Genomic DNA, 22,598 nt, shown 5'->3' on the forward strand with positions numbered 1-22,598 from the left:
ATGTGGCATTTTTGGAAACTAATGCTTCCGGTACTGGAGTCGAGGCAATCCGTAAATTGCAACATGCTGGTTATCACGTGTTGTTTCTAACTCAAGAGATTGAGTTTTACCAATCTCTGGAACTTAATCCGTTGGAAGTGGCCGATATTGTGATAGAGGTCAACACCAACTGTATTGGTTCTATCCTCAATCGCCTAGCTAATTTTGAGCTACACGGAGTGGTTGCTTTCGATGATTACAGATTGATAACTGCTGCTTTTGTTGCACGACATCTGGGACTCCCGCATCCAAGTATAGACGGATTGATTCATTGCCGCTTTAAGAACCTTACCCGGCAAGTCGTGTCCAGTGGGAATGTTGATTACCAAGTATGTGAACTGAAAGCTCCTTTGGATGACGGTACCGTACCTTATCCCTGTGTGGTTAAACCTTGCGATGATAGCGGAAGTGTAGGTGTACGTATTTGTCAGAATGCGGAAGATCTGCACAAGGCCGTTGCCGCACTTAAAGAACAAAGGATAAACGCGCGTGGGTATCGTCTATCCAGCCAGTATTTAATTGAGGCGTTTGTAGAGGGACAGGAATACAGCGCTGAACTGATCTGGAATACTACTTCCAATAATTGGCAATTGCTTGGTGTGACAGAGAAACATATTACATCGGGTAGCTACGCCGTAGAAGTTGGCCATGACTTTCCGGTGATATTGCCAGAATATCAAGAAGTTGAAACTACCATTCATGGCTGGCTAAACGAAGCTGGGCTCAGTCACACAGTAGCACATGTTGAATTCAAATTGTCCTCACATGGTATGGCATTGATTGAGATTAATCCTCGTCCAGGTGGAGATATGATCCATTTGTTGTGCCAACTATCGACTGGCATAGATGTAGTGGATCGTTATCTGGAACTTCTGGTCCATGGGTATGCAGGGCAATCTAACTCTGCGAAATATCAGGCCGCATCCATTCGTTTCTTGGTACCTGAGGCAGCAGGCATTGTCACTCTTGTGGAAACGCCAGAGCCGGGACCAAACATCGTGATGTCAAAAATCAAGGCGGTCCCTCAACGTATTCAATCGGTGTCTAGCAGTTATGACCGACTTGGCTTCGTAGTCGCCGGGGGAATATCAACACAAGCAGCACGAGAGGCAGTAGATACATTTGTGCAACATACCCGAATTTTGCTGGAGCCAGAGGGTATTAGTACGCTCCAGTCGCAACAACCTGAGGCAGGTTGGGTGCTGCTTTTGGGGAATTCTCTTAAAGGGGCAAAAGCGATACGAACCCTAGGCTATGATGTGGCAATGATACCAGATGAGGCAAATTCCTTGAGTGGAGAAGCTATCAAGCTCTGTCGAGCCGCTTTTCCTGTCAAATTAAGTAATCTTAACGCGGTGGCGCAGGCATATGACGAGTGCGAGAGCCTATTTGGCCCTCCACTCACTATTTTGAATTTTTCTGATGCTGGCCAACTTGCCTGTGAATGGTTACGTGACCGCCATGGACTGCAAGGCAACGGTGTCGATGTGGCGAAGACAATCATCGACAAAGGGCTGATGCGTAGTGTGCTGAATCAGGATGTCCATATGGCTGTGGGCTTTGTTTCAGGAACCGCCTCTGAATTGCTGGAAATAGCTGCCTCAATGTTAACGGGCCATCATCGTTATGTTCTCAAACCTTCAGATGGGGTAGGCAGCCGCGATATTTATTTCATTGATGGTATGCCTGCGTTACGAGATGCGTTGGAAAATCACTCCAATTCAGATGCAGTATGGGTATTGGAAGAAGAATTACCGGGTGAGGAATACAGTGTAGAAGCAGTGAGTTGCGATGGTATTACTCGGATTCTGGGTATAACAAAGAAATACACTAATCACCGAGGAGTTGAAGTGGGGCACCTTTATCCCGCGCCATTACCTGAAGCCGAACAAGTGGCGATTGAACAAACCACTCTTAAGGCACTGAACTTGTTGGGGGTACGTTGGGGAGCTACCCATACCGAGGTAATGTCTGGTTCTAAAGGCGTGCATATCATCGAAACTCACCTCCGCCCAGGCGGTGATGAAATTCCGGAATTGCTGCTTTTGGTTGAGGAACATTGTCAGTATAAGCTGGCAATAGAAGTTCTAATATCTGGCACCTTACTTCCTACACCAAGACATCCTAAGGGCTCAGCAGCAATCCACTTTTTTACTCATGATGGGGATGCTGGTTACCTTCGTTCACTTGAGCTAACTGATGACTTGGATCTGTTTAGTCTCGAACTCAACTACAAGCCAGGCGATGAAGTACCTTCGTGTAGCAGTTCATTTAATCGTATCGGTTACGTGATTTGTGTATCAAATGAAGATGATGCCTTTACACGTTGTCTGGAAACAGCAAAGCGATTGACACTAAGCGTGGAATAACAATAGCCCTGGGTATGGATCAGGGAATTATATAAAGAATGAGGAGTTATATGCATATCGTGATCATCGGGGCTGGTGTTTCTGGAATTGCTACAGCTTGGCAGTTTAGGCGCTTGTACCCAGACTGTCACATCACTTTACTGGATCGTGAGGCTCCAGGCAGTGTGGCAAGCAATAAAGGAACGGAGGCATTCCGTACATTTTGGCCTAATGACATCACTGGTGGCTTGTTTACACAGCAATTAGAGCAAAGTGTAGACTCTCTGGTGTAGTTTGCCTCTAGCCACCCCAGTTTGCAGATGCAAACACGTGGCTATGCCTTCTTTAGTCAGCTAGATGAAGGTAGTGAGCAAATGCAGTTGCTGGCGATGGAACAAGCCGATTTGTCTAAGAAACCACTGTACCAAGACTCGGAGGGTTTGGCGTTGCGTTTTGATGGTGCTTCATTTATTCGTGATGCCCAAGAGTTACATCATTTTTACCCCAACCTGTCTCCCGCTATACGTAGTGCGTTGGTGTTCCATCGGTGTGGATGGTTCCGTACTGGGGAATATTTGAAATCGATGTTGTTCGAAGCCATGGCCAGTCGTTTCACATTTGCTCGAGCAACAGTGGAAGAACTAAATTGGGGAAACAGCAAGGTAACGTTGAAACTCGACGATGGCACAGCAATAGTGGCGGATAAGGTTATTATTTGTGCTGGTCAGTATAGCCAGGCGTTACTGCAACGTATTGATATTAACTTACCTATTGCTTATGAATCTCACTCCAAAGTGGTATTACCGGACTTATCACGATCATTGTCTGGAATGCCGTTTTCATTCTACGCAGATACTTTTGAATTAAATTTCAATGCAGAGGAACTCGCGGCAGAACCAGCTCTGGCTGGCTTGCAAGGACAGGCATTGCCAGGCCATTTTCACGTAAGAGAAAACTGGTCGGATGTTTTAGGTGAACCTTCAGTTCAAGCACTTTGGACCTATGACTGTGAGCCGATGGATGAACCCCATCCATATTATCCAGATGGTTCTGTGACGCACACGGGCATCTATACCAAAATGCCGGATAACTTGCCCTGCATCGGTACATTGGTATCAGGCAAAATTTATATCAACAGTGCGTTGTCAGGTTTTGGCTATATGTTTTCCCAGCAAGCATCTGAATTGATCGCACGTCATTGTATGGATGATGGCGATGTACCCACAATTTTTGACCCGTTGCGCAGTATTGACACCATTGGGGATTCTCTCTCCCCCCACCGTAGAGGACAGATGTAACATGATGAGTGCAAAATTGTTGGCCAGCATTGAACTGAATCAGGAACAAATTGAACACGACTTAAATATTGTAGGTAGTGAAATTCTGGATGTTGCATATAGCGAATATGCTTGTGGCAACTGGGGCACCATCACGTTATGGAATCACAGTGGAGACGCTGGTGACCAAACATCAAGAGAGTATGTTGGGCAGGCTCGTCCTACAGAGCTTGGACAGCAGTTGGATTGTATTAACCAACTTATTCGAAACAATTTTAATATATCTCTGATCAAATCAGTGCGTATATTCCGTTCTTATAACGGTGGAGCCATTTATCCACATATTGATTATTTGGAATTCAATCAAGGGTTCAAACGTGTGCATCTGGTGCTAAAATCAGACCGAAGTTGCCTCAATTCCGAAGAGAATACAGTTTATCACATGCTCCCTGGTGAAGTATGGTTTGTTGACGGTCATAGTGCACACAGTGCAATGTCACTAAGTCGTGTAGGGAAATACAGTTTAGTGCTTGATTTTGACTCTGGTGCTAAATTCGAGGATTTGTATTCCGAAAGCCACACGTTATGTGTAGACAACCTAGAACCAGATATTATTCATGATCGGCAACCATTGCCAACATCACTGCGGGATTCACTCGCTCATATAGCTGAGCACGCCGATGAATTCAACATTCAGTCTATCCTGTTTCTTGCTACCCGCTTTCACTTTAGTTATGCAGTGTCAATCAGAGAATATTTTCAATTGTTAGATGAATGTTTTAGTCGTAATCCGTACAAATCAGTTAGAGAAAGATACGAGGCATTGAAGGATATTCTAGTCCGAAGTGGCTATACATCCCATAATGTTAACCACTTTAACTCACTGTCTGGAGTCACTATTGGTTAAAGAAGTGAGAATGGATTTTTACGTGGGTGTCATTGTTATTTAATATACCCTATTAGCTTCAGGTTGCAGCTCGCAAGACAGAAGTAGCTGATTGTCTCCCCGCTGTGCGGGGAGATAATCAATGCACTTTGAAGTACGTCACCCATCAACTTAATTTATCTTGTGCCCATTTAAGGCTGCTTTGATATTCGGTTGGCAAGAGTGACGCTAAGGTTTGCAATGTCGTTTGCAGTGTCGCCTTATCTGCATGCGTCACATTTAAGTGGCCGACCTTACGTACCGGTCGAACTTCTTTTTCATACCAGTGTAAACGAACCAGCGGCAGACTCAGCCATGCGGGATTTATTTCCGTGCCGATCAGGTTGATCATAACGGATGGCGCGAAGATTTCAGGTTGTGGCATAGGGAGATTCAAAATCGCCCGTAAATGCAGTTCGAACTGGCTGATAGAAGCGCCGTTTTGTGTCCAGTGACCGCTATTGTGAACCCGCGGAGCCAATTCATTGATCAACAAATCATCGCCGACAATAAAACATTCCATTGCCATCACACCCACATAGTCCAGGTGATTCATGATGGCGGACAGCATTTTCTCTGCTTTTTGTTGAAATTGCCTGTCGGCAGTATGATCAGGCAAGGCGACACTGGTACGCAAAATACCGTCCTGATGCAAATTGTGAGTCAATGTATAGAATACCGATTCACCTTTGGCATTACGGGCACCTACCAGCGAGACTTCCCCTGAAAACGGAATCCCCTGTTCTACAATACATTCACCATAACATCCACCATCATCCCCACCATAAATTTCAGGTGGAAGGGTGGTTTCATCGCCTGGCCGGATACGCCATTGACCGCGCCCGTCATAGCCGCCTGTCCGGCGTTTGACAATGATGAAATTGCCTAATTCGGCAAATAGTTGTGGCCATTGATCCGGCGTGGAAAGCCATCGCCACGGTGCGGTCGCCAATCCCAACGTATCCATAAGCTGTTTTTGCGGCAAGCGATCCGCCAGTTGCGGAAAAATATCGCGATTGATAAACGCCTTATGATGAGCCAGTTCGCGGGTTAATGCGGTTTCGGGCCAGCGCTCAATTTCAGCGGTGATAATGCTGCTCTGGTAAGGTACCGCTTCCGGCTCGGCATCCAATCCAACGGGATAAACCGCGATCCCCAATGGTTCGCCGGCTTGACGCAGCATTCTGCCCAACTGACCATTTCCCAATACACAAACGGGTTTCATGCCTCCTCCCGTGGATCTGGATTATCCAAAACCGCCTGTGTTTGTGCACTGCGCCAATCCGACAAACGTTGAAGCAGCGCATTGTCATGCAAAGCCAGCACTTGAGCCGCCAATAATGCGGCATTTGCTGCGCCTGCCTTGCCGATAGCCAGTGTGCCAACGGGGATGCCCGTTGGCATTTGGACGATGGAATACAGGCTGTCAACACCGCTAAGCGCGGCGCTTTGTACTGGAACCCCAAACACAGGCACCAAGGTTTTGGCTGCCAGCATCCCCGGTAAATGTGCTGCACCACCGGCACCCGCGATAATCACATCAAAACCGTTTTCCTTGGCTTGTTCGGCAAAACTAAACAGTTTATCGGGTGTTCGGTGTGCTGAAACAATTTCAACATGAAAAGGGATCGCAAGGGAGGTCAAAATATCGGCGGCATGTTGCAGGGTTGCCCAATCGCTTTTAGAACCCATGACAATAGCAATTTTGGCCTCTATTTCTGTTGGGGAAGTCATAAATCAGATGCTCCTGTATTGGGTATCTACCAGAACAAAGAGGAAATTTCAGACGGCGGATCATATCACGCTAATTGCACAAGGAAAACGTTTGCGTCGTTTGATTTGTCGATTTTTCTAAAATAAATAAAGGTGTTTAGAAAGGGAAGGAGATCAATTCAATGGCTGTTTCTGTGACTTTAAACATCGAACCTTGCTCATGCCATGCCCCCAAAACACCGCGATGTACGGTTTTATCATCAAGTTGCATATCATGTATTGCCGGGCGGTGAGTGTGCCCGTGAATGATCCAATCTGCCTGATGTCTTTTAAAATGCGCGATAACAGCCGCTTGATTGACATCCATAATCGATTCGGATTTTTGACTGTTGGCGTATTGGCTACCTGCCCGCATTTTGGCGGCAATTTTCAAACGGATAAACAGAGGGAGAAGCAGGAATAGCCGTTGTATCCACGGTGTATGGACGCGCTGACGATATTGCTGATAGCCGATATCATCGGTGCACAGCGTATCGCCATGCAGGATCAGAATACGTTTGCCATACAATTCCAGTACCTTTTCCTGCGGAAGTAGGATCAAACCGCTCTCGCTGGCAAAACGGGAACCCAGCAAAAAATCACGATTGCCATGAATAAAATAACAGGCAATCCCTTTTTGTTTCAGTTCATTCAGGGCTTGGGCAATTTTAGCGTGTAACGGGTTGGGGTCATCATCACCAATCCAGTAATCAAAAAAATCACCGAGGATATAAAGACTCTCAGCGTGAATGGCATCCTCACGTAAAAAACGCAGAAAACCGGCAGTAATTGCCGGTTCTTGTTCACTGAGGTGTAAATCTGCAATAAACAGTGTACTCATGTTGCGATTAACTATTTCGATTAACTGCTAAAATGGTCTTTATTCGCTAACAGTGACACGTTCAATGATCACATCTTCATGCGGTACATCCTGGTGCATACCGCTGCGGCCAGTGGAAACACCTTTGATTTTATCAACCACGTCCATGCCTTCAACGACTTCGGCAAATACGCAATAACCCCATCCGTCAGGGCGCTCTGAACGGAAGTTCAGGAAATCGTTATCGACCACGTTAATGAAGAATTGGGCAGTGGCCGAGTGTGGATCATTGGTACGCGCCATAGCGAGGGTGCCACGGCTGTTTTTCAGGCCATTGTTGGCTTCGTTTTTGATTGGGTCTTTCGTGATCTTCTGTTTCATGCCCGGTTCAAAGCCACCGCCTTGGATCATGAAGCCATTGATAACACGGTGAAAAATGGTGTTGTCATAAAAACCTTCCGAGCAATAACCCAAGAAGTTTTCAACCGTTACCGGCGCTTTATCAGCGAATGTCTTGATTACGATATCGCCAAAATTGGTGTGGAAAGTCACCATAATAAAAATCCCAATAATAGTTTTGAATGACCCTGTATTTAGGGGGTTCGGAACAACCGCTGTTATATCATATCTCAGATTTTGAGTCAGTACTCTGGGCGGTATCAGGGCAGGGTAAACTTGCCCGTATCTCACCCTCTATGAGAAATATAAGAGTTTCACTGTTATGATATGTCAAGGCATTTGATGAGTTTAATTATTGATCGATTTGCCGGATGTTTTGCCATGCGCCATATCGGCAGTTTTACGAAAAAATCGCACCATCATCAGGATTGCCCCGAGTAAGAATGTAATAAGGAAGCCAATATTGATACCTTGCTGACCTTGTTTTAAAGGAAAAGCCAGCAAATAAGAAACAGGAAGGCCGAATATCCAGAGCAATCCCATATTAACCCACATCGGATACCAGACGTCACGCAAACCACGTAACACTGCCATCAGTAAGTTACGCACAGCATCAGCAATTTGGGAAAAAGCAACGATAACCAGCATGACTTTCGCCAGCTCTATCAGAGCCGCATTTTCTTCTGCCCCCAGATTGAGATACAAACCGATAATCGCAAGTGGATTTAGCAAATATACAACTGCGATAGCTATCATGCAGCCGAATACTAGTACCAGACCGACATGACCAATCTTTCTTATCAGATTATATTCACCATTGCCAACCGTGTAACTGACCAAAATCGTGCACGCCTGGCCGATTCCCATAGGGATCATTAGAGCTACGGTAGAACACTGGATCAATATCTGTTGAACGCTCAAAGCACCCACACCGAGCCAACCAACCATAATGTTAATCGTACTAAAAATCAGTAATTCACTGGCAAACTGTATTGTAATAGGGAAACTAATCTGAAAAAAAGCCACCAATCGTGCTGGATCCCATAGCACCTTGAAATCAAACAAGTGGTAATTAGTGAAATTTTTGGAAAAGTATAAATAAATAAAAACACTAATCGCTAGAGTCCAGTTGGCAATTGATATGCTATAGGCCCAGCCAGCCATGCCCAATGTAGGCAAACCCGCGTAACCATGAATTAAAGCATAGCCAAGCAATATCGTGAAACCCAAGTTTAGTGCACTTAATACTACGACAAGATATCCCTTCTTAAGAGGAAAAAACATTTGATGACAACTTGCCAATAGTAAAGAAGGAATTACACCCCATGCCATTGCGCGAAAATAAGGGTCAATCAGCGGCACTAGCTCAATAGGCTGATGCAACCATACCAACAATTTCGTTAAGTTCCAGAATACCAACGAACCAATAACACCGAGAATGATACTAATCAACCAAGCCTGCCGGATTTCCATGCCAATCTCGCGAAGCTCATTCTGTCCATAATAACGACTAACAGTAATACCGACAGCTAGCAACGGCGACATGGCAACAACCATTATAGTGTTACTCAATGCAGCTACTAATGCACTAGCAGCCAGCTCTTGCTTGCCAAGATGAGCAATAAACAACATACCGATAAAGCCCACAGCGATATAGAGAATGCGTACACTTAAAATTGGTGTAGCTAGCTTTACAATCTCCTTAAAGTAAAAAAAATTATTCTTTGTTTGCATACTTACTCCGAGGCAACTACTCACCGACATACCATTAACCAATACACTCTGTATTGAAGGCTATAATGCGCAGCAAAATGCGATTTGACAAACTCATGGCGCGTTTTTTGATTGCCTTTGAGGCCCACAATAACCTTATTAAAAATGTGAGATTCTGCCCTGCATGCCAATACTCTTTAATTATGAAATAGCCGAAAGAATCAGAAAGATTATTTTGGGAAAACTCCCATGTGGTGACCAATTTTTATTGACCACAACAGGGCAAGGCGGTCAACGGCACTTGCAAAGCCGGGCATATCAAGGTGAAATACCTCGCTTGGCTTCTATTTATATTGCTGATAAAAAGCCTATAATCAGCCAATTCACTTAATTATATTACACGTACATTAATTTTTACGGAAAACCCACTGATGCTAAAAATTTTCAACACTCTCAGCCGTCAAAAAGAAGAATTTAAGCCGATTCACGAAGGAAAAGTGGGCATGTACGTGTGTGGCATTACCATTTATGACTTGTGTCATATCGGTCATGGCAGAACATTTGTGGCATTTGACGCGATTGCGCGTTACCTGCGTTATTTGGGATACGATTTGACCTACGTCCGTAACGTGACTGACGTGGATGACAAAATTATCAAGCGCGCGATCGAAAATAATGAAAGCTGTGACGATTTGACCGCCCGCATGTTGGCGGAAATGCACAGCGACTTTGATGCCTTGAATATCTTGCGCCCAGATTTAGAGCCTCATGCAACACAACATATCCCAGAGATCATTGAGATCACAGAAGAACTGATTGAACGCGGGCACGCTTATGTTGCCGCTAATGGCGATGTGATGTTCTCCATTGAGACTAATCCTGATTATGGCCTGCTTTCCCGCCAGGATTTGGAACAATTGCAGGCTGGTGCCCGTGTTGAAGTGGCCGATGTCAAACGTAACCCAATGGATTTTGTTTTATGGAAAATGTCCAAACCCGGTGAACCTAGCTGGGAATCTCCGTGGGGAGCAGGCCGTCCGGGTTGGCATATTGAATGTTCCGCCATGAACGGCAAGACGCTGGGTCACCACTTTGATATCCACGGTGGCGGTTCTGATTTGATGTTCCCGCATCATGAAAATGAGATTGCCCAATCCACCTGTGCCCATGACGGCCCTTACGTCAATTATTGGATGCACTCCGGCATGGTGATGGTGGATAAAGAGAAGATGTCCAAGTCATTGAACAACTTCTTTACCATCCGTGACGTGCTGGAATATTACGATGCTGAGACCGTGCGCTATTTCTTGTTATCTGGGCACTATCGCAGCCAGTTGAATTACACAGAAGAAAATTTGAAACAGGCACGAACTTCCCTTGAGCGTCTGTATACTTCCTTGCGTGGAACGGATAAATCGGTGCAACCTGCGGGCGGAGAAGCATTCACCGCCCGTTTCGTTGCAGCCATGAATGATGATTTCAACACACCGGAAGCGTATTCAGTCTTGTTTGATATGGTGCGTGAGCTTAATCGTCTGAAAACAGAAGACATGGCGGCGGCTAACGGTCTGGCGGCCGAACTGCGTAACTTGGCGGGAATTCTCGGTCTGCTGGAACAAGATCCAGAACACTTTTTGCAAGGCGGGGCACAGGCGGAAGACGATGTGGCTCAAATCGAAGCGCTGATTAAACAGCGTAACGATGCGCGTAAAAATAAAGAGTGGGCATTGGCTGATGCGGCACGTGACCAGTTGAATGAAATGGGCATTGAGTTGGAAGATGGCCCACAAGGTACAACATGGCGCCGTAAATAATCGCTTTTTGCTTTGCTGACGTTGTTATATCCAAAACCGCCCCTGAGATGGGCGGTTCAGTTTCTATCGCATTTACGCTTTCACCGATTTATTGATGAGTCTTTGTATGCTCAGGATAGAAAGCATTTCCAGCGTGATACGTGACTTTGCCAGAAACCGCGTCCCGTTTCATGGCAACAAAAGAAGAATGACTTAGAGGCTCAGGGACTTGATGTGTGCTATCACTGGAAGCAAGATTGAGAAGAGAAATTGTCACTCTGCGTTTAGAATGACTTAATTTATAAGGCAAACCCAACAACCTTCTTGCAGCTCTATTACTTAACATAATTAACTCCGTTTCAGTTGTACATAAGTTCCCCAGTATAGCAACTTATTAGAAAATCAAAACATGACGGACAGGATTGTTTCTCAATATATCGTCAATGTCACAGGTTCTGCGGATAAAACCGGATAAAGAGATCCCCAATTTGTTGATAAAAAATAATGAGTTTCTATTTGTAAAATAAAAAGACAGCACCATACATATATAAATACATAAGATACTGTCTTTTCGAAAAGGATTAGTGGTTATGTTTACCCGCTAATTTATTCTTCAACGCGAACGGAATCACCATTAAACGTTACAACTTTACCGGCGATAATTTTGCAACGTTTACGGGTTTCGGGTTGATGATCAACCTGCACCAAACCTTCTGCAATCACCGCTTTCGCCGCTGCTCCACTTTCACACCATCCCTGAAACTTGAGCAAATCACACAATTCGACATGAGGGTGGCCGTCTAAATAAAAAATTTCCATCAATAACCTTCAGTTGTATCTACATCATGATATTCCTCGCAGGCTTGCAAGGTATTTTGAATCAAAGTTGCAACGGTCATTGGGCCGACACCACCGGGCACCGGGGAGATCCAACTTGCGCGTTCAGACGCTTTATCGAAATCCACATCACCAATGACTTTGCCATTTTCCAGCCGGTTGATGCCGACATCAATCACGATTGCGCCAGGCTTAATCCACTCGCCAGGAATAAAATTCGGCTTACCGACAGCAACAACCAGTAAATCAGCCTGTTCCACATGCTGGCGTAAGTTTTTGGTAAAACGATGCGTGACTGTCGTTGTACAACCTGCCAACAACAATTCAAGGCTCATCGGACGGCCAACGATATTGGAGGCACCGATAATCACTGCATTCAGCCCATAGGTATTGATATTGCAGCGTTCAAGCAGGGTCACAATCCCACGGGGAGTACAAGGGCGCAATCTTGGGGCGCGTTGACACAGGCGGCCGATATTATAAGGATGGAAGCCATCCACATCCTTATCGGGACGAATGCGTTCCAGTACTTTGACATTATCAATGCCGGCAGGTAAAGGGAGTTGAACCAAAATACCATCGATTTGCGCATCGGCGTTCAGGTCATCTATCAGAGAGAGTAACTCAGCTTCGCTGGTCGTATCAGGCAGGTCATAAGAGCGGGACATAAACCCGACTTCTTCACAAGCGCGGCGTTTGCTGGCGACATAAATTTGAGAAGCAGGGTTTTCTCCCACCAAAACAACTGCAAGACCCGGCGCTCGTTTTCCGGCGGCAACGCGCTGCCGGACTTTTTCTGCAACTTCGCTTCTGATTGTCTGCGCAATCGTTTTCCCATCAATAATTTTTGCTGACATGTATTTAAGATTCCACTATCAAATATAGGAATGGGGGCTATTTTGTCAGAACATGAACCGCCTGTCAGTTTTATTGATAATCATAAAATGAGCATACGAGCGCAAAGGGCATTGACTCGCGCCATTATGCCCGTATAATCCGGTGCTACATCAACGCATTAATGATGTTTCTTATTTACACACCATAATGCGCCCTTAGCTCAGCTGGATAGAGCAACGGCCTTCTAAGCCGTAGGTCACAGGTTCGAATCCTGTAGGGCGTACCATAAAATCAATGAGTTACACTAAAAAATGAAAAACCCGTCATAATAACGGGTCAAGTAGTGGGTCAAGTTACTATAACTTCTTTTCTCTCACCCAAGCCTCATAAACCTCTTCAGGCCACCCAAGAAAAGTCCCTCCTGCCGTTCTCTCTGGTTTAGGGAATTCATTCCTTTTTGCATACATTCGCCAAAGTGTCGTTTTGCTTTTCCCTGTTAGTTTTTGCATTTCTTCGCGTTTGATATACCTTATGGCCACTATTCTTTCCTCCTTTCTGAGAATCGTTCTCCAAAGCCACCTTGACAACTTTTTAGTGGCTACCTTCCCAGCCGTCACCCAAAAATCGTGTATTCCCGCCCGATACAGAGGGATACCATTTAATTTTTTTGATCTTCCGTTGTAGGTCACCGCATCAGGTCCCCGTTCATTACATCCGTATGAAGATTTATTCCCGTTTTCACTTGCAGTATTGATCATGTCAGCAGGAGTACCTCATGGAGTTTTCATTATGGATAAGTTATTCCCTAATCCTTTTATTTTCTCATTAGGTAGTCTAGGCATTATTTAAATGTATTTTCAATGCAGCATTGTGGTTGCCATATATACTCATTTAACTTCAAGGTGCTGGTTTGACTTTTAAATTAACAATTTAAAATCAATAAAATGGGTTGTATCCTCTCATGCATCTTCAAGTTTATTGGGTATAATACATATATTCCATATTTTTATTGTGTATAACTGTTATGAATTTATATTAAAAACATTCCCCAGCGCAGGCGCTGTAATTAATTTTTTATACTTATAAAAGTTTAGTTATTTTATTTTTTGTTTTATTAGACTGTTGTATAACGACTTTCTATTATCAATGGAATTTTATTTTTTGTCTTAATAAGAGGAATGATATCAACTAAATGCATATAACGCCCTCTCCGCTTATAGAGTGCATAACCGTAATCGACAATGGTTTCTAAATTATAGCAAGGAACAGGTTCTGTATGTGTTTGGTTGACCAAATATGTAGTCAGTATATGATATTTAAATTCATTTTTATTTTTTCCACCCATGCAGTCATTCTGATTTTTGTATTTATTATATGAATTCAGGCACGAGTTTGTCCAAAAGGTAGTACATGTTGTTCCTGAATACAGGATGTTTGCTTGCGCGATATTTGCAATAATACATTTAATGTTTATGGTATTTTTTTGTTTTGTAGCCGGTTTCTCGATGGTGTCAGAAATAAAGGTACTCATAAATCCTCTCTCATAATCTTTTAGTGATTATTCCTATCACTTTGACGCGTCTAACATTATCACTTAAGTTCTTTAAGATCCATGCTTATAGTGATAAAAATCGGAGTTATTTAATTATCTTATTGATATTAAATGATTTTAATTTGATGGTGTCTAAATTGTTTTTTAGCTTGATAATCACAATAATTTCAGTAACACCCAAGACACTGTATTAAAAAACAGCGTCTTGGCGTAAAGAGAAGAATGGTTGGGAAATATTTCGTATGAAACTGGGAAGTTATGCAGCAAAGATTGGGGAGAAAATTATCGTCTTCGTTTCATGTCACGAAATAAATAGACAATAACTCCGACGGTTTCAATGTCAGGTGAGACGGTTATCAATGGGATGCGCGTATCGTCAACAGACAAAAAGCCGACAGAACCACCTTGTTTATAACGATAAACTGAATAATGATTTCCTATACGGGCATAAACTAAATCATCATTGGCCATTTCTTCATCTTTATCAACAACGATTAAAGTCCCTTCCGGCGCTTCAGCGCAACCTGTATTTTGGGTGATACGATAAGCCCGGCATGTATCAAAATGGGCTTGCAATTCAGAAAGAACAGGAACCATGAAGGATTCATGGGTTCCTTGTTCTCCTTCATAAATTTTTACAGGCACATAACGGTTGTCATGCCTGACAGCAAAATCCGCATTATCAGTTTGATATTTATTACCACTGCCATCACTGAGCCATTCCGGGCGTACGCCAAGCGCCTTGGCCAAATCAACGAGTTTACCTGTTTTGGCGGCTTTCCCGGAGAGTAATTTCCATATCATGGATTGAGCCATGCCGGCTTTTTCGGCAAGGGCGGATTGGGTAAGCCCTTTATCTGCCATGGCTTCTTTTAATCTATCAGCAAGAGTCATAAGTGCCTCATGAGTGTTTACCTTCGTATTTACAGAGAGCAAATCAATTTATCTCTTCAGTTCAATCTCTGTACCGATGAGGAAACTATTTAAAAAGGATTATTGGCTCTAACTGTCTGTGAGTTATCCCCGCCCTTACGGGGAGCCAGTGAGCTTGGGTAAAGACACCAGCGAACCGTGATTGTTATTCCCACATTTACGTGAAATACAGGGTATATAGTCCAAGAACCCCGGTCTTGGAACATCTGCTTCTCATTCTATCTCTAAAGTGATACCTTTACAAACACACCAATAGTGATTTATTGTAATCTATGGTGATAGTGTTATTGCTGTAGTGTTGGAGAAGGCATTAATGAAAAACAACGTGATAAAAAAAGTTATAACAATCGCAGGCAGCCAAACAAAGCTGGCTCAGGTTCTTGGGTGCAGACAATCCCTCATTAGCGCATGGTTATACGGAAAAAAACGGGTTTCGGTGTCGTTGGTACCCGATATTGTGGTTTTTTCGAACGGGACAGTCCAGGCTCATGAACTGCGTCCTGATCTGCCTAAAGTTTTCCCGCCGCCTGAAGCCAAAGACCATGAATAAACTCCCGCCGGTGGTTGATGAGGCTTGGCGTTTTGGATGAATCCGAGATGAACATGTGGATGTTGATTAGCTTACTGTAACCCTGTGCCCATCGGCTACGGCAGACGGCGTATTGGTGGTGCCATCATTTCAGCGGGTATTTACGCGGAAGACCAACAATAACGTTCTTAGGATGAAATATGGAAAAGCAATTCATTCAGGGGCATAAAGGCGGCAGCCAGCATCCGCGCACCCCGGTGGAAGCACCGGATTCCCTGCAATCCACCTCCTATACCAAGATCCTCCTTGCCCTCGGTGAAGGGGAATTTGCGGGAGAGCTGGATGGCAGGCGTATTTTTCTGGATAACACGCCGTTGATTGGTTCCGACGGCCGGCCAAATTTTGAAGGGGTCAAATGGGAATTCCGCCCCGGTACTCCCCATCAGGCGTATATCCCCGGTATGCCGGCGGTCGAAAATGCCCGAACCGTCAGCGCCGAACTGGTCAGTTCGTGGGTGACGACGGTCACCAATACTCAACTGTCAGCGGTCCGCTTGCGGTTATCGTGGCCCCAGTTGCAGAGGCAAAAAGATAACGGGGATACCGTGGGCTATCGCATTGAATATGCCATTGACCTCGCCACCGATGGCGGCGCTTTTAAGGAAATCCTGAAAACTGCCGTTGATGGTAAAACCACCACTAAATACGAACGCTCCCACCGGGTGGATTTACCCAACGCCCATTCGGGCTGGCAGGTGCGCCTTCGGCGGTTGACACCCAAACAGAACAGCAACCGAATCGCTGATGCCATGGTAGTGGAGGCCATCACTGAGGTGATCGACGCCAAATTAAGCTACCCGGAAACGGCCCTGTTATTTGTTCAGTTTGATGCCAAACAATTCCGCAATATCCCGCAAATCACTTGCGAACCCAAGATGCGCATCATCCGAGTGCCAAGCAATTATTACCCGGAGCGCCGCCGCCGTTATTATGGCAGCTGGGATGGCACCTTCAAATGGGCATGGAGCGACAATCCGGCATGGGTGCTGTATGACCTGATGATCAATGATCGGTTCAGCATCGGTACCCGGGTGAAAGCGGAAAATCTGAATCTGGCAAAGTGGGATCTGTATAGCATCGCGCAATATTGTGATCAGACTGTGCCGGATGGTGAAGGCGGCGAAGAGCCGCGTTTCACCTGCAATGTTTATATTCAGTCACAGGAAGATGCCTGGGCCGTGTTGCGTGACATTGCAGGGATCTTCCGGGGGATGACTTTCTGGTCCAATAACAACATGAACGTGCTGGCGGACATGCCCCGTGACATGGATTATCTCTTTACTTGTGCCAATGTGCGTGACGGTAAATTCACCTACTCCAGTACCAGCGAGAAAACCCATTACTCCACGGCCATGGTCAGTTGGTCCGATCCGCAGAACGGCTATCAGGATGCTATCGAACCGGTGTTTGAACACCGATTGATACGCCGCTATGGTATCCGGCAGGCTGACATCACCGCCATTGGTTGTACCAGCCAGAGTGAAGCCATCCGGCGTGGCAAATGGGTGCTGCACACCAACGAATATGACCGGACAGTCACCTTCACCGTCGGACTGGAGGGACACATTCCCCGGCCGGGTTACCTTATTGGCATATCGGATAATCTGTTGTCGAGGTCGGGAAGAAGCGGGCGTATTCAGGCCGTACCGAGGCGATACCTGATTATCTTGGATCGGGTGCCGTCGGCAAAAGTGGGGGACTGGCTTGTCATCAACCTGCCTTCCGGTAAGGCCGGCAGGGATCTTATTTCAGCGATCAACGGACAGAAGGTCTCCGTGTGGGGCAGTGGCTATGCCTATTCAGAATCACCGGAAGTGGGCGCAGTCTGGGCCATTGAATCCCGCTATATCGCGGAGCAACCCTTTCGGGTGATGGGTATCAAAGCGGGGGAGGATGGCGTGTCATTTGAGATCACGGCGGTTGAGCACAATCCCGACAAATATGCGCTTATCGACAGGAACATCCGTATTGACGAACGCCCCGTCACCGTGATTCCGCCCAGCGTTCAGCCGGCACCGAAGAATGTCCTTATCGACAGTTATTATTCACTGAATCAGGGCATCATCGCTACCACGTTGCGGATCACATGGGACGCAGCCGACAATGCCGTGGCCTATGAAGCCGAATGGCGCAAAGACAACAGCAACTGGATAACGGCTCCCCGGACTACCGCACGGAGTCTTGAGGTGCCGAACGTTGACGACGGGCGCTATCAGGCGCGGGTCAGGGCGACTAATGCCGCAGCAATATCCAGTATTTGGATGAACACACAGGATACCTTGGTAGGAAATCGCAAAGTGGCTCCGTCGGCACCGCAATCCCTCCAAACCACGTCGCTACTTTTTGGTATCCGGCTGGACTGGGACTTTGCCAACCCAACGGATGTTCTGCTGAAAACGGAAATTTGCTATAACCACAACGGAGAGGATGATGATACGCTGCAGTTCGCCGATATTTCCTATCCGCAACGAACCCACACCTTGCAGGGGCTGTCGGCGGGGGAGAAGCTCTACTTCCGGGCACGGCTGGTGGATAAATCGGGTAACACCTCAGAGTGGACGTCACTGGTCAGTGGTGCTGCGTCCAATGATACCGGCTGGATAGTGGAGGCCAGTCGGGATCATTTTCTGGACGCAGAAAGCGGGCGGAGCTTACAGGCGCAACTCAATGAACAGGCCAAGGCCGATGCCCGTCACAAGCAGGCCATTGCGGAAAACGCGCAGGCCATTGAAAGACTGCATGACCTCCTGAAAGATCTTAAGCGGCGTACACCATAACCCGGTAACGACAGTTTTCTGACCAGCATTATTATGGGTTCGACTCCCACGGATTGAGGATCGTCACCCCGGTGGAGCGAAAATCGGCGACGTTACGCGTGACTACCGTCATACCATGCACAAGCGCTGTCGCCGCAATCAGCGCATCACGCTCACTGCACTTGTCGGGCACGTGCAACCGGGCGCAGCGTTGTGCCACGGCGGTATCAACGGGCAACGTTCGTCCGGCGAACTCCGGCAAGACATGCTGCTCCAGCCACGCACGCAGCATACCCCCCTGTGTAGCGTCCTTACGTTCAATCAACAAAACGCCAAGTTCTAACTCCATGATGGTGATGGCAGACACAAAGAGATCGGTGGCTTCGACGCTTTCAGCCCATGCCGCCACTTTCGGATCGGCCTTCCCTGCCCGAATTTTTCGTAGTTCGGACACCACGTTGGTATCGAGTACGTACATCATGAGAAATCAGCCGGGCGGGTTCCGATAGTCACGCGCTGCGGTTCAAACTCAATGTCCGCAATGCCCGGCATTGCCAGCGAATCGGCAATGTTGCGATGTTGCTTTGTCAGCAGCCGGTATTCCTCAATGCTCAACAGCACATGAGCCGGCTTGCCGCGATCGGTGATAAATACGGGGCCGTTCTTGGCCGCTTTCTTCGCGCGGGTAACATCCTGGTTCAGCTCCCGGCTGGATAGGGTCGTGATAGCCATGGCGGTATCTCCTGTTTGAATTTACTATATAGGTACATTACTACAATATGAATAATAGCGCAAACTTTGTACGTTGTTACCTATCTGTCGCTATTTTGCGAGCCGCTTTGCAAAGGCAATTTTTGTCAGTGGTATGTTGTTTGGGGGAGAGATAGAGTGGCGGTGAAATTTCGACGCGGCTTTACCGTGGTGCAACACGATAAAACCGCTAACCGCAACAACTAAGATAGGTAGTTATTATGGCTAACGCACATTCTACTGCAGGCATCTGCATTTACAAAATTTCCCAACCTGAACGTTATCAGAAAGTGGTTTACCGCCCCAAGGGGGTTAACCGCACGATCCCTGCCATCAACTTAAGCGGAAAATGGTTGCTGGAAGCGGGGTTTTCCATTAACGATCCATTAAAAATCAGAGTGATGCCCGGTTGCCTGATCATCACCAGCCAAAATTTTCATGAACTGTGGCACTGCTTAAAAAGCCTGAATGAAGGCGAATGGGATGATATCGCCGTGGCACGCTGGTTGCAGCAATTTCCCGGAAAATTAAGTAAAAAGCTGCCGGGATAAACGCATAATTCCATTTTTTACCAATTAAAACATCATGTTGAACGATTCTGCGTGAGCTGCTTTTTGCGCTTAAATGGCAATATTTTTCTTTTGCGAAGCAGCTCGCATTTTATTTGACTCATTAAACAAAGAAGGAACCGATGAAACTTCATTTTTCTACTGATAACGCCGCACTGCCGGAATGTGTCTTAAGCGGTGAAGATATGCAACAGATGGGATTTACGCCGCACACCCTGTTTCATATCCGGCAATATAACAACGGGTTGATGTTAACGTTGGCAGAGCCTGATGCGATGATCCTGTCCCATGCGGCGGAAAATGATCCGTATCAGGGCATTGATTGGGTGCGCGATAATGGTGAGCTGTATCTGGCTGGCGACTGGCTAACGGAAACTGGTTTGTTGGATAATCCCGTTCAAGTTGCCTTCGGCTACGGCAAAATTATGTTAATGACAGAATCTGACCTGATACCCGTCTGAGTCGTGTAATGCGTTTTTATTACTGATGGCGTTGATATGTTAACTATGGTTGACGTGTCGTATTGTTTATATACAATAATGATATTAGCTTTAGAGGTGAACATGATAACCATTGAGAGGACTCAGGATTTTGAAAAATGGTTAAAATCCTTAAAAGACAGGATAGCAAAAACCAAGATCTTAATCAGGGTTGAAAGAATGGAAGAGGGAAATTTTGGCGATGTTGAACCTGTGGGGAGCGGGGTTTCGGAACTCAAAATACATGACGGGCAAGGCTATCGTGTCTACTTTGCTAACAAAAATAATGAAATAATATTATTACTCTGTGGCGGAGATAAAAGCAGCCAGCAGGAAGATATAAAGAAAGCCAAACAACTTGCAAAAGAATGGGGATTTTAAAATGAAATCAGAACCGAAAAAATTTGATGTTGTGGAGTTTTTAGAAACAGAAGACGATATTCAGGCATACTTAAATGCTGCTATCGAAGAGAACGATACAAAATATTTATTTAAAGCGTTAGGTAATATTGCCAGAATAAAAAATATCAGCCAACTATCTAAAGAGTCAGGAATAAGTCGAGAGGGGATATATAAGGCGTTATCCGACGAAGGCAACCCATCATTTAATACGGTATACAAAATATCAAAAGCACTGGGTTTGAAACTGCATTTCACTGGAGCTTAATCTGTATTAGTCTCGACTTGGATTCGCTTAATATGCGAATCCAAGTTTTTTAACAAGGTCATTCAATAAACAAACCGCGAAGTATGGCTGTTGTTTTCCTCCTCAATCAACTCTTTTATAATTGAGCAGAAACTGAGGTTTTCGGGAACATAAACAACGCTATTATATTCATTAGGTTTCAACACCATTGAAAACATGTCCTTACCATTTTCTAATAACCGCATTCTATCCATTTTTTCAAATTGGAAAAGAAGAAGATCATCTGCTGTTTTTATGATCATTTTCTCCACATAGGATTTTCCTTTGGCTGAACCATGATAATAAAGCTCACGTATCGGTTTATATTCTTCGGGTAAACTATCACTCAACGGACCCAGTAAATAGCTACGTATCTCTTCTCTTTTTTTTATCATTTTGTCATAAAGATATTGATATACTGTTATCATGTGATTCCTTTTTTGATTATTGAAGTGATAATATCACCTCTATGGCTATCTAGGTGGGATTCTGCTTTGTGTAAAAATCAATTACTGTATGAATGTTGATAATTTTATACATTCAATTTTGTATGCTTCTTGGGTTCGTATATTAAACTCAAAAGAGTGATTTTTACCCATAATAACCATATAAAAATATGAGATCCCGCCTTGTTTTTCAACATAAATAATCTTTATAGAAAGAAAAATAGCATCTTAATTTTCTCTATTGGTAAATTACATCATGAATCTAGCCTGTATTGCATTATAAAAAATGCAATACAGGCTTGGATTGCTTAGACGGTTCCTTCGTGAAGAGATTTGTTTTTTTCTCCTCCCCATGGGTCATCTAACATATATTTAGCATCAATCTTAATTTCAGATGGAATGAAAGTTAATTTATAAAAAACCTCATCTCCTTCACATACTTCATAGTATAAGCTATAAAAAGTTTCTTTAAGGCCTAAATCTATATTAAATTTTTCAGTTGCTGATGCTATCTCCAGTTTATTTTTATCTGTGACATAAAAAGGAACAACCATACACCGCTGAACTAAAGGGTCCATGTTGAAATTTTCTTCCAAAGTCAAGTATATATTTGCACCAAAAGTGTCATCTGGTAAAGGATCGAATACAACATAATCTTTATGAAGAATAGCTCCTTGTTTTATATTTTCATTTCCCCATTGACATAATGTTTCATCAAATGACCTTGAGCGAACCTGAATTTGGCTATGTGATATCAATAAATCGATTACTTGTTTATTACTTTTCATTCTATTACCTTTATTTTAATTCTAGTACCATTTGGTAAATCTGATAATATACTGCCGATACTTGAATCTGCCCCTCTATTATCACTAGGATCTATATACCTTACACTAGCGTTTTTACCACCTTCTTTAAACATTGCCATTGGCCACTCATCCCGATCTTTTCCTTTTACTGTTGGTATACCTTTCAAACTAAGCTTTCTATTTGTTTTGGTCATATCTCTTTTTATGGTCACAATATCAGCATGTCCATTACCTATTGCATCAGATATATGCCCAAAAGTTTGAGGATATTCAGAACGTTTCAATGTCAA

Annotated in this window: 25 protein-coding genes, 1 tRNA gene and 2 pseudogenes; 13 read left to right on the forward strand and 15 right to left on the reverse strand. The window is 44.7% G+C overall.

What is annotated here, in order from left to right; genetic code table 11:
* Window positions 1–2: 2 nt before the first annotated feature.
* Genes XDD1_RS18375 through XDD1_RS04345 form a run of 4 tightly spaced genes read left to right on the forward strand, consistent with a single transcriptional unit; the run spans window position 3 to window position 4,571 of the window.
* Window positions 3–2,408 (forward strand): ATP-grasp domain-containing protein, encoded by a 2,406-nt coding sequence (locus tag XDD1_RS18375; RefSeq protein WP_167541623.1) that lies wholly within the window; start codon window positions 3–5, stop codon window positions 2,406–2,408.
* A gap of 50 nt (window positions 2,409–2,458) precedes the next feature.
* Window positions 2,459–2,680, forward strand: a complete 222-nt coding sequence (locus tag XDD1_RS20330; protein WP_045969032.1) for an FAD-dependent oxidoreductase — start codon at window positions 2,459–2,461, stop codon at window positions 2,678–2,680.
* Window positions 2,681–2,707: 27 nt separating this feature from the next.
* Window positions 2,708–3,685: an NAD(P)/FAD-dependent oxidoreductase gene (locus XDD1_RS04340; RefSeq protein WP_084720934.1), complete on the forward strand. Its 978-nt coding sequence runs from the start codon at window positions 2,708–2,710 to the stop codon at window positions 3,683–3,685.
* A gap of 1 nt (window position 3,686) precedes the next feature.
* Window positions 3,687–4,571 carry an aspartyl/asparaginyl beta-hydroxylase domain-containing protein gene (locus XDD1_RS04345; protein WP_045969036.1) on the forward strand — a complete coding sequence of 295 codons (885 nt, stop codon included), beginning with the start codon at window positions 3,687–3,689 and terminating at the stop codon, window positions 4,569–4,571.
* Window positions 4,572–4,716: 145 nt separating this feature from the next.
* On the opposite strand, the gene purK is transcribed toward XDD1_RS04345, so the two are convergent.
* From purK to XDD1_RS04370, 5 genes are all read right to left on the reverse strand, one after another.
* Window positions 4,717–5,814, reverse strand: coding sequence for a 5-(carboxyamino)imidazole ribonucleotide synthase (gene purK / locus XDD1_RS04350; RefSeq protein WP_045969038.1), 1,098 nt, complete (start codon window positions 5,812–5,814; stop codon window positions 4,717–4,719).
* Window positions 5,811–6,323, reverse strand: a complete 513-nt coding sequence (gene purE, locus XDD1_RS04355) for a 5-(carboxyamino)imidazole ribonucleotide mutase (RefSeq protein ID WP_045969040.1) — start codon at window positions 6,321–6,323, stop codon at window positions 5,811–5,813. Before purE ends, purK begins: the two co-directional genes overlap by 4 nt.
* A 136-nt stretch (window positions 6,324–6,459) precedes the next feature.
* Window positions 6,460–7,182, reverse strand: a complete 723-nt coding sequence (gene lpxH / locus XDD1_RS04360) for a UDP-2,3-diacylglucosamine diphosphatase (RefSeq protein ID WP_045969042.1) — start codon at window positions 7,180–7,182, stop codon at window positions 6,460–6,462.
* A gap of 39 nt (window positions 7,183–7,221) precedes the next feature.
* A complete protein-coding gene (gene ppiB, locus XDD1_RS04365) occupies window positions 7,222–7,716 on the reverse strand; it encodes a peptidylprolyl isomerase B (RefSeq protein ID WP_045969044.1) in 495 nt (164 codons plus the stop codon).
* A gap of 192 nt (window positions 7,717–7,908) precedes the next feature.
* Window positions 7,909–9,294: an MATE family efflux transporter gene (locus tag XDD1_RS04370; RefSeq protein WP_045969046.1), complete on the reverse strand. Its 1,386-nt coding sequence runs from the start codon at window positions 9,292–9,294 to the stop codon at window positions 7,909–7,911.
* Window positions 9,295–9,704: 410 nt separating this feature from the next.
* On the opposite strand from XDD1_RS04370, the gene cysS reads away from it, so the two are divergent.
* Complete coding sequence (cysS, locus tag XDD1_RS04380) at window positions 9,705–11,087, forward strand: cysteine--tRNA ligase (RefSeq protein WP_045969050.1); 1,383 nt, start codon at window positions 9,705–9,707, stop codon at window positions 11,085–11,087.
* A gap of 88 nt (window positions 11,088–11,175) precedes the next feature.
* Here the strand turns inward: cysS and sra are convergent, their stop codons facing one another.
* From sra to folD, 3 genes are all read right to left on the reverse strand, one after another.
* Complete coding sequence (gene sra, locus XDD1_RS18755; RefSeq protein WP_071827242.1) at window positions 11,176–11,412, reverse strand: stationary-phase-induced ribosome-associated protein; 237 nt, start codon at window positions 11,410–11,412, stop codon at window positions 11,176–11,178.
* Between the two features lie 260 nt (window positions 11,413–11,672).
* Window positions 11,673–11,885 (reverse strand): ribosome-associated protein YbcJ, encoded by a 213-nt coding sequence (gene ybcJ, locus XDD1_RS04385; protein ID WP_045969052.1) that lies wholly within the window; start codon window positions 11,883–11,885, stop codon window positions 11,673–11,675.
* Window positions 11,885–12,760, reverse strand: coding sequence for a bifunctional methylenetetrahydrofolate dehydrogenase/methenyltetrahydrofolate cyclohydrolase FolD (folD, locus tag XDD1_RS04390; RefSeq protein WP_045969054.1), 876 nt, complete (start codon window positions 12,758–12,760; stop codon window positions 11,885–11,887). Before folD ends, ybcJ begins: the two co-directional genes overlap by 1 nt.
* Before the next feature lie 189 nt (window positions 12,761–12,949).
* On the opposite strand from folD, the gene XDD1_RS04395 reads away from it, so the two are divergent.
* Window positions 12,950–13,026: transfer RNA gene (locus tag XDD1_RS04395), tRNA-Arg, on the forward strand.
* A 70-nt stretch (window positions 13,027–13,096) separates the two neighbouring features.
* On the opposite strand, the gene XDD1_RS04400 is transcribed toward XDD1_RS04395, so the two are convergent.
* The 3 genes from XDD1_RS04400 to XDD1_RS04410 form a co-directional block, all read right to left on the reverse strand.
* Window positions 13,097–13,279: a helix-turn-helix transcriptional regulator gene (locus XDD1_RS04400; RefSeq protein ID WP_045973326.1), complete on the reverse strand. Its 183-nt coding sequence runs from the start codon at window positions 13,277–13,279 to the stop codon at window positions 13,097–13,099.
* A gap of 575 nt (window positions 13,280–13,854) precedes the next feature.
* On the reverse strand, window positions 13,855–14,271 hold the full coding sequence (locus XDD1_RS04405; RefSeq protein ID WP_045969056.1) for a hypothetical protein: 417 nt from the start codon (window positions 14,269–14,271) through the stop codon (window positions 13,855–13,857).
* Window positions 14,272–14,574: 303 nt separating this feature from the next.
* Window positions 14,575–15,186: an XRE family transcriptional regulator gene (locus XDD1_RS04410; protein WP_045969058.1), complete on the reverse strand. Its 612-nt coding sequence runs from the start codon at window positions 15,184–15,186 to the stop codon at window positions 14,575–14,577.
* Window positions 15,187–15,538: 352 nt separating this feature from the next.
* Between XDD1_RS04410 and XDD1_RS04415 the strand changes: the two genes are divergently transcribed.
* From XDD1_RS04415 to XDD1_RS04420, 3 genes and pseudogenes are all read left to right on the forward strand, one after another.
* Window positions 15,539–15,775, forward strand: a complete 237-nt coding sequence (locus tag XDD1_RS04415) for a transcriptional regulator (RefSeq protein WP_045969060.1) — start codon at window positions 15,539–15,541, stop codon at window positions 15,773–15,775.
* A 66-nt stretch (window positions 15,776–15,841) separates the two neighbouring features.
* Window positions 15,842–15,937, forward strand: a pseudogene (locus XDD1_RS19820) (tail assembly protein); the annotation flags it as partial.
* Between the two features lie 17 nt (window positions 15,938–15,954).
* Window positions 15,955–18,495, forward strand: a pseudogene (locus XDD1_RS04420) (host specificity protein J); the annotation flags it as partial.
* 127 nt (window positions 18,496–18,622) lie between these two features.
* Here XDD1_RS04420 and XDD1_RS04425 read toward each other — a convergent pair.
* Window positions 18,623–19,048 carry a type II toxin-antitoxin system VapC family toxin gene (locus XDD1_RS04425; protein WP_045969064.1) on the reverse strand — a complete coding sequence of 142 codons (426 nt, stop codon included), beginning with the start codon at window positions 19,046–19,048 and terminating at the stop codon, window positions 18,623–18,625.
* Entirely contained in the window at window positions 19,048–19,302 is a 255-nt protein-coding gene (locus XDD1_RS04430; RefSeq protein ID WP_038262601.1) for a type II toxin-antitoxin system Phd/YefM family antitoxin, read from the reverse strand. The genes XDD1_RS04425 and XDD1_RS04430 overlap by 1 nt, the downstream gene beginning before the upstream one ends.
* Window positions 19,303–19,541: 239 nt before the next feature.
* Here XDD1_RS04430 and XDD1_RS04435 point away from each other — a divergent pair, with 239 nt between their 5' ends.
* The 4 genes from XDD1_RS04435 to XDD1_RS04450 all read left to right on the forward strand — a co-directional run bounded on the left by XDD1_RS04435 (window position 19,542) and on the right by XDD1_RS04450 (window position 21,035).
* The gene (locus tag XDD1_RS04435; protein WP_038262604.1) at window positions 19,542–19,871 is read left to right on the forward strand and encodes a SymE family type I addiction module toxin; all 330 of its coding nucleotides are present in this window, start codon (window positions 19,542–19,544) and stop codon (window positions 19,869–19,871) included.
* Window positions 19,872–20,011: 140 nt separating this feature from the next.
* Entirely contained in the window at window positions 20,012–20,350 is a 339-nt protein-coding gene (locus XDD1_RS04440) for a SymE family type I addiction module toxin (protein ID WP_045969066.1), read from the forward strand.
* Window positions 20,351–20,452: 102 nt separating this feature from the next.
* A complete protein-coding gene (locus XDD1_RS04445) occupies window positions 20,453–20,749 on the forward strand; it encodes a type II toxin-antitoxin system RelE/ParE family toxin (protein ID WP_045973327.1) in 297 nt (98 codons plus the stop codon).
* Between the two features lies 1 nt (window position 20,750).
* The gene (locus tag XDD1_RS04450) at window positions 20,751–21,035 is read left to right on the forward strand and encodes an addiction module antidote protein (RefSeq protein ID WP_045969068.1); all 285 of its coding nucleotides are present in this window, start codon (window positions 20,751–20,753) and stop codon (window positions 21,033–21,035) included.
* 62 nt (window positions 21,036–21,097) lie between these two features.
* Here XDD1_RS04450 and XDD1_RS04455 read toward each other — a convergent pair whose 3' ends face one another.
* Window positions 21,098–21,481, reverse strand: coding sequence for a hypothetical protein (locus XDD1_RS04455; protein WP_045969070.1), 384 nt, complete (start codon window positions 21,479–21,481; stop codon window positions 21,098–21,100).
* Between the two features lie 326 nt (window positions 21,482–21,807).
* Window positions 21,808–22,287 (reverse strand): competence protein ComJ, encoded by a 480-nt coding sequence (gene comJ / locus XDD1_RS04460; protein ID WP_045969072.1) that lies wholly within the window; start codon window positions 22,285–22,287, stop codon window positions 21,808–21,810.
* Window positions 22,288–22,598 lie beyond the last annotated feature (311 nt).

It is taken from the genome of Xenorhabdus doucetiae (assembly GCF_000968195.1).
GTDB lineage: Bacteria > Pseudomonadota > Gammaproteobacteria > Enterobacterales > Enterobacteriaceae > Xenorhabdus > Xenorhabdus doucetiae.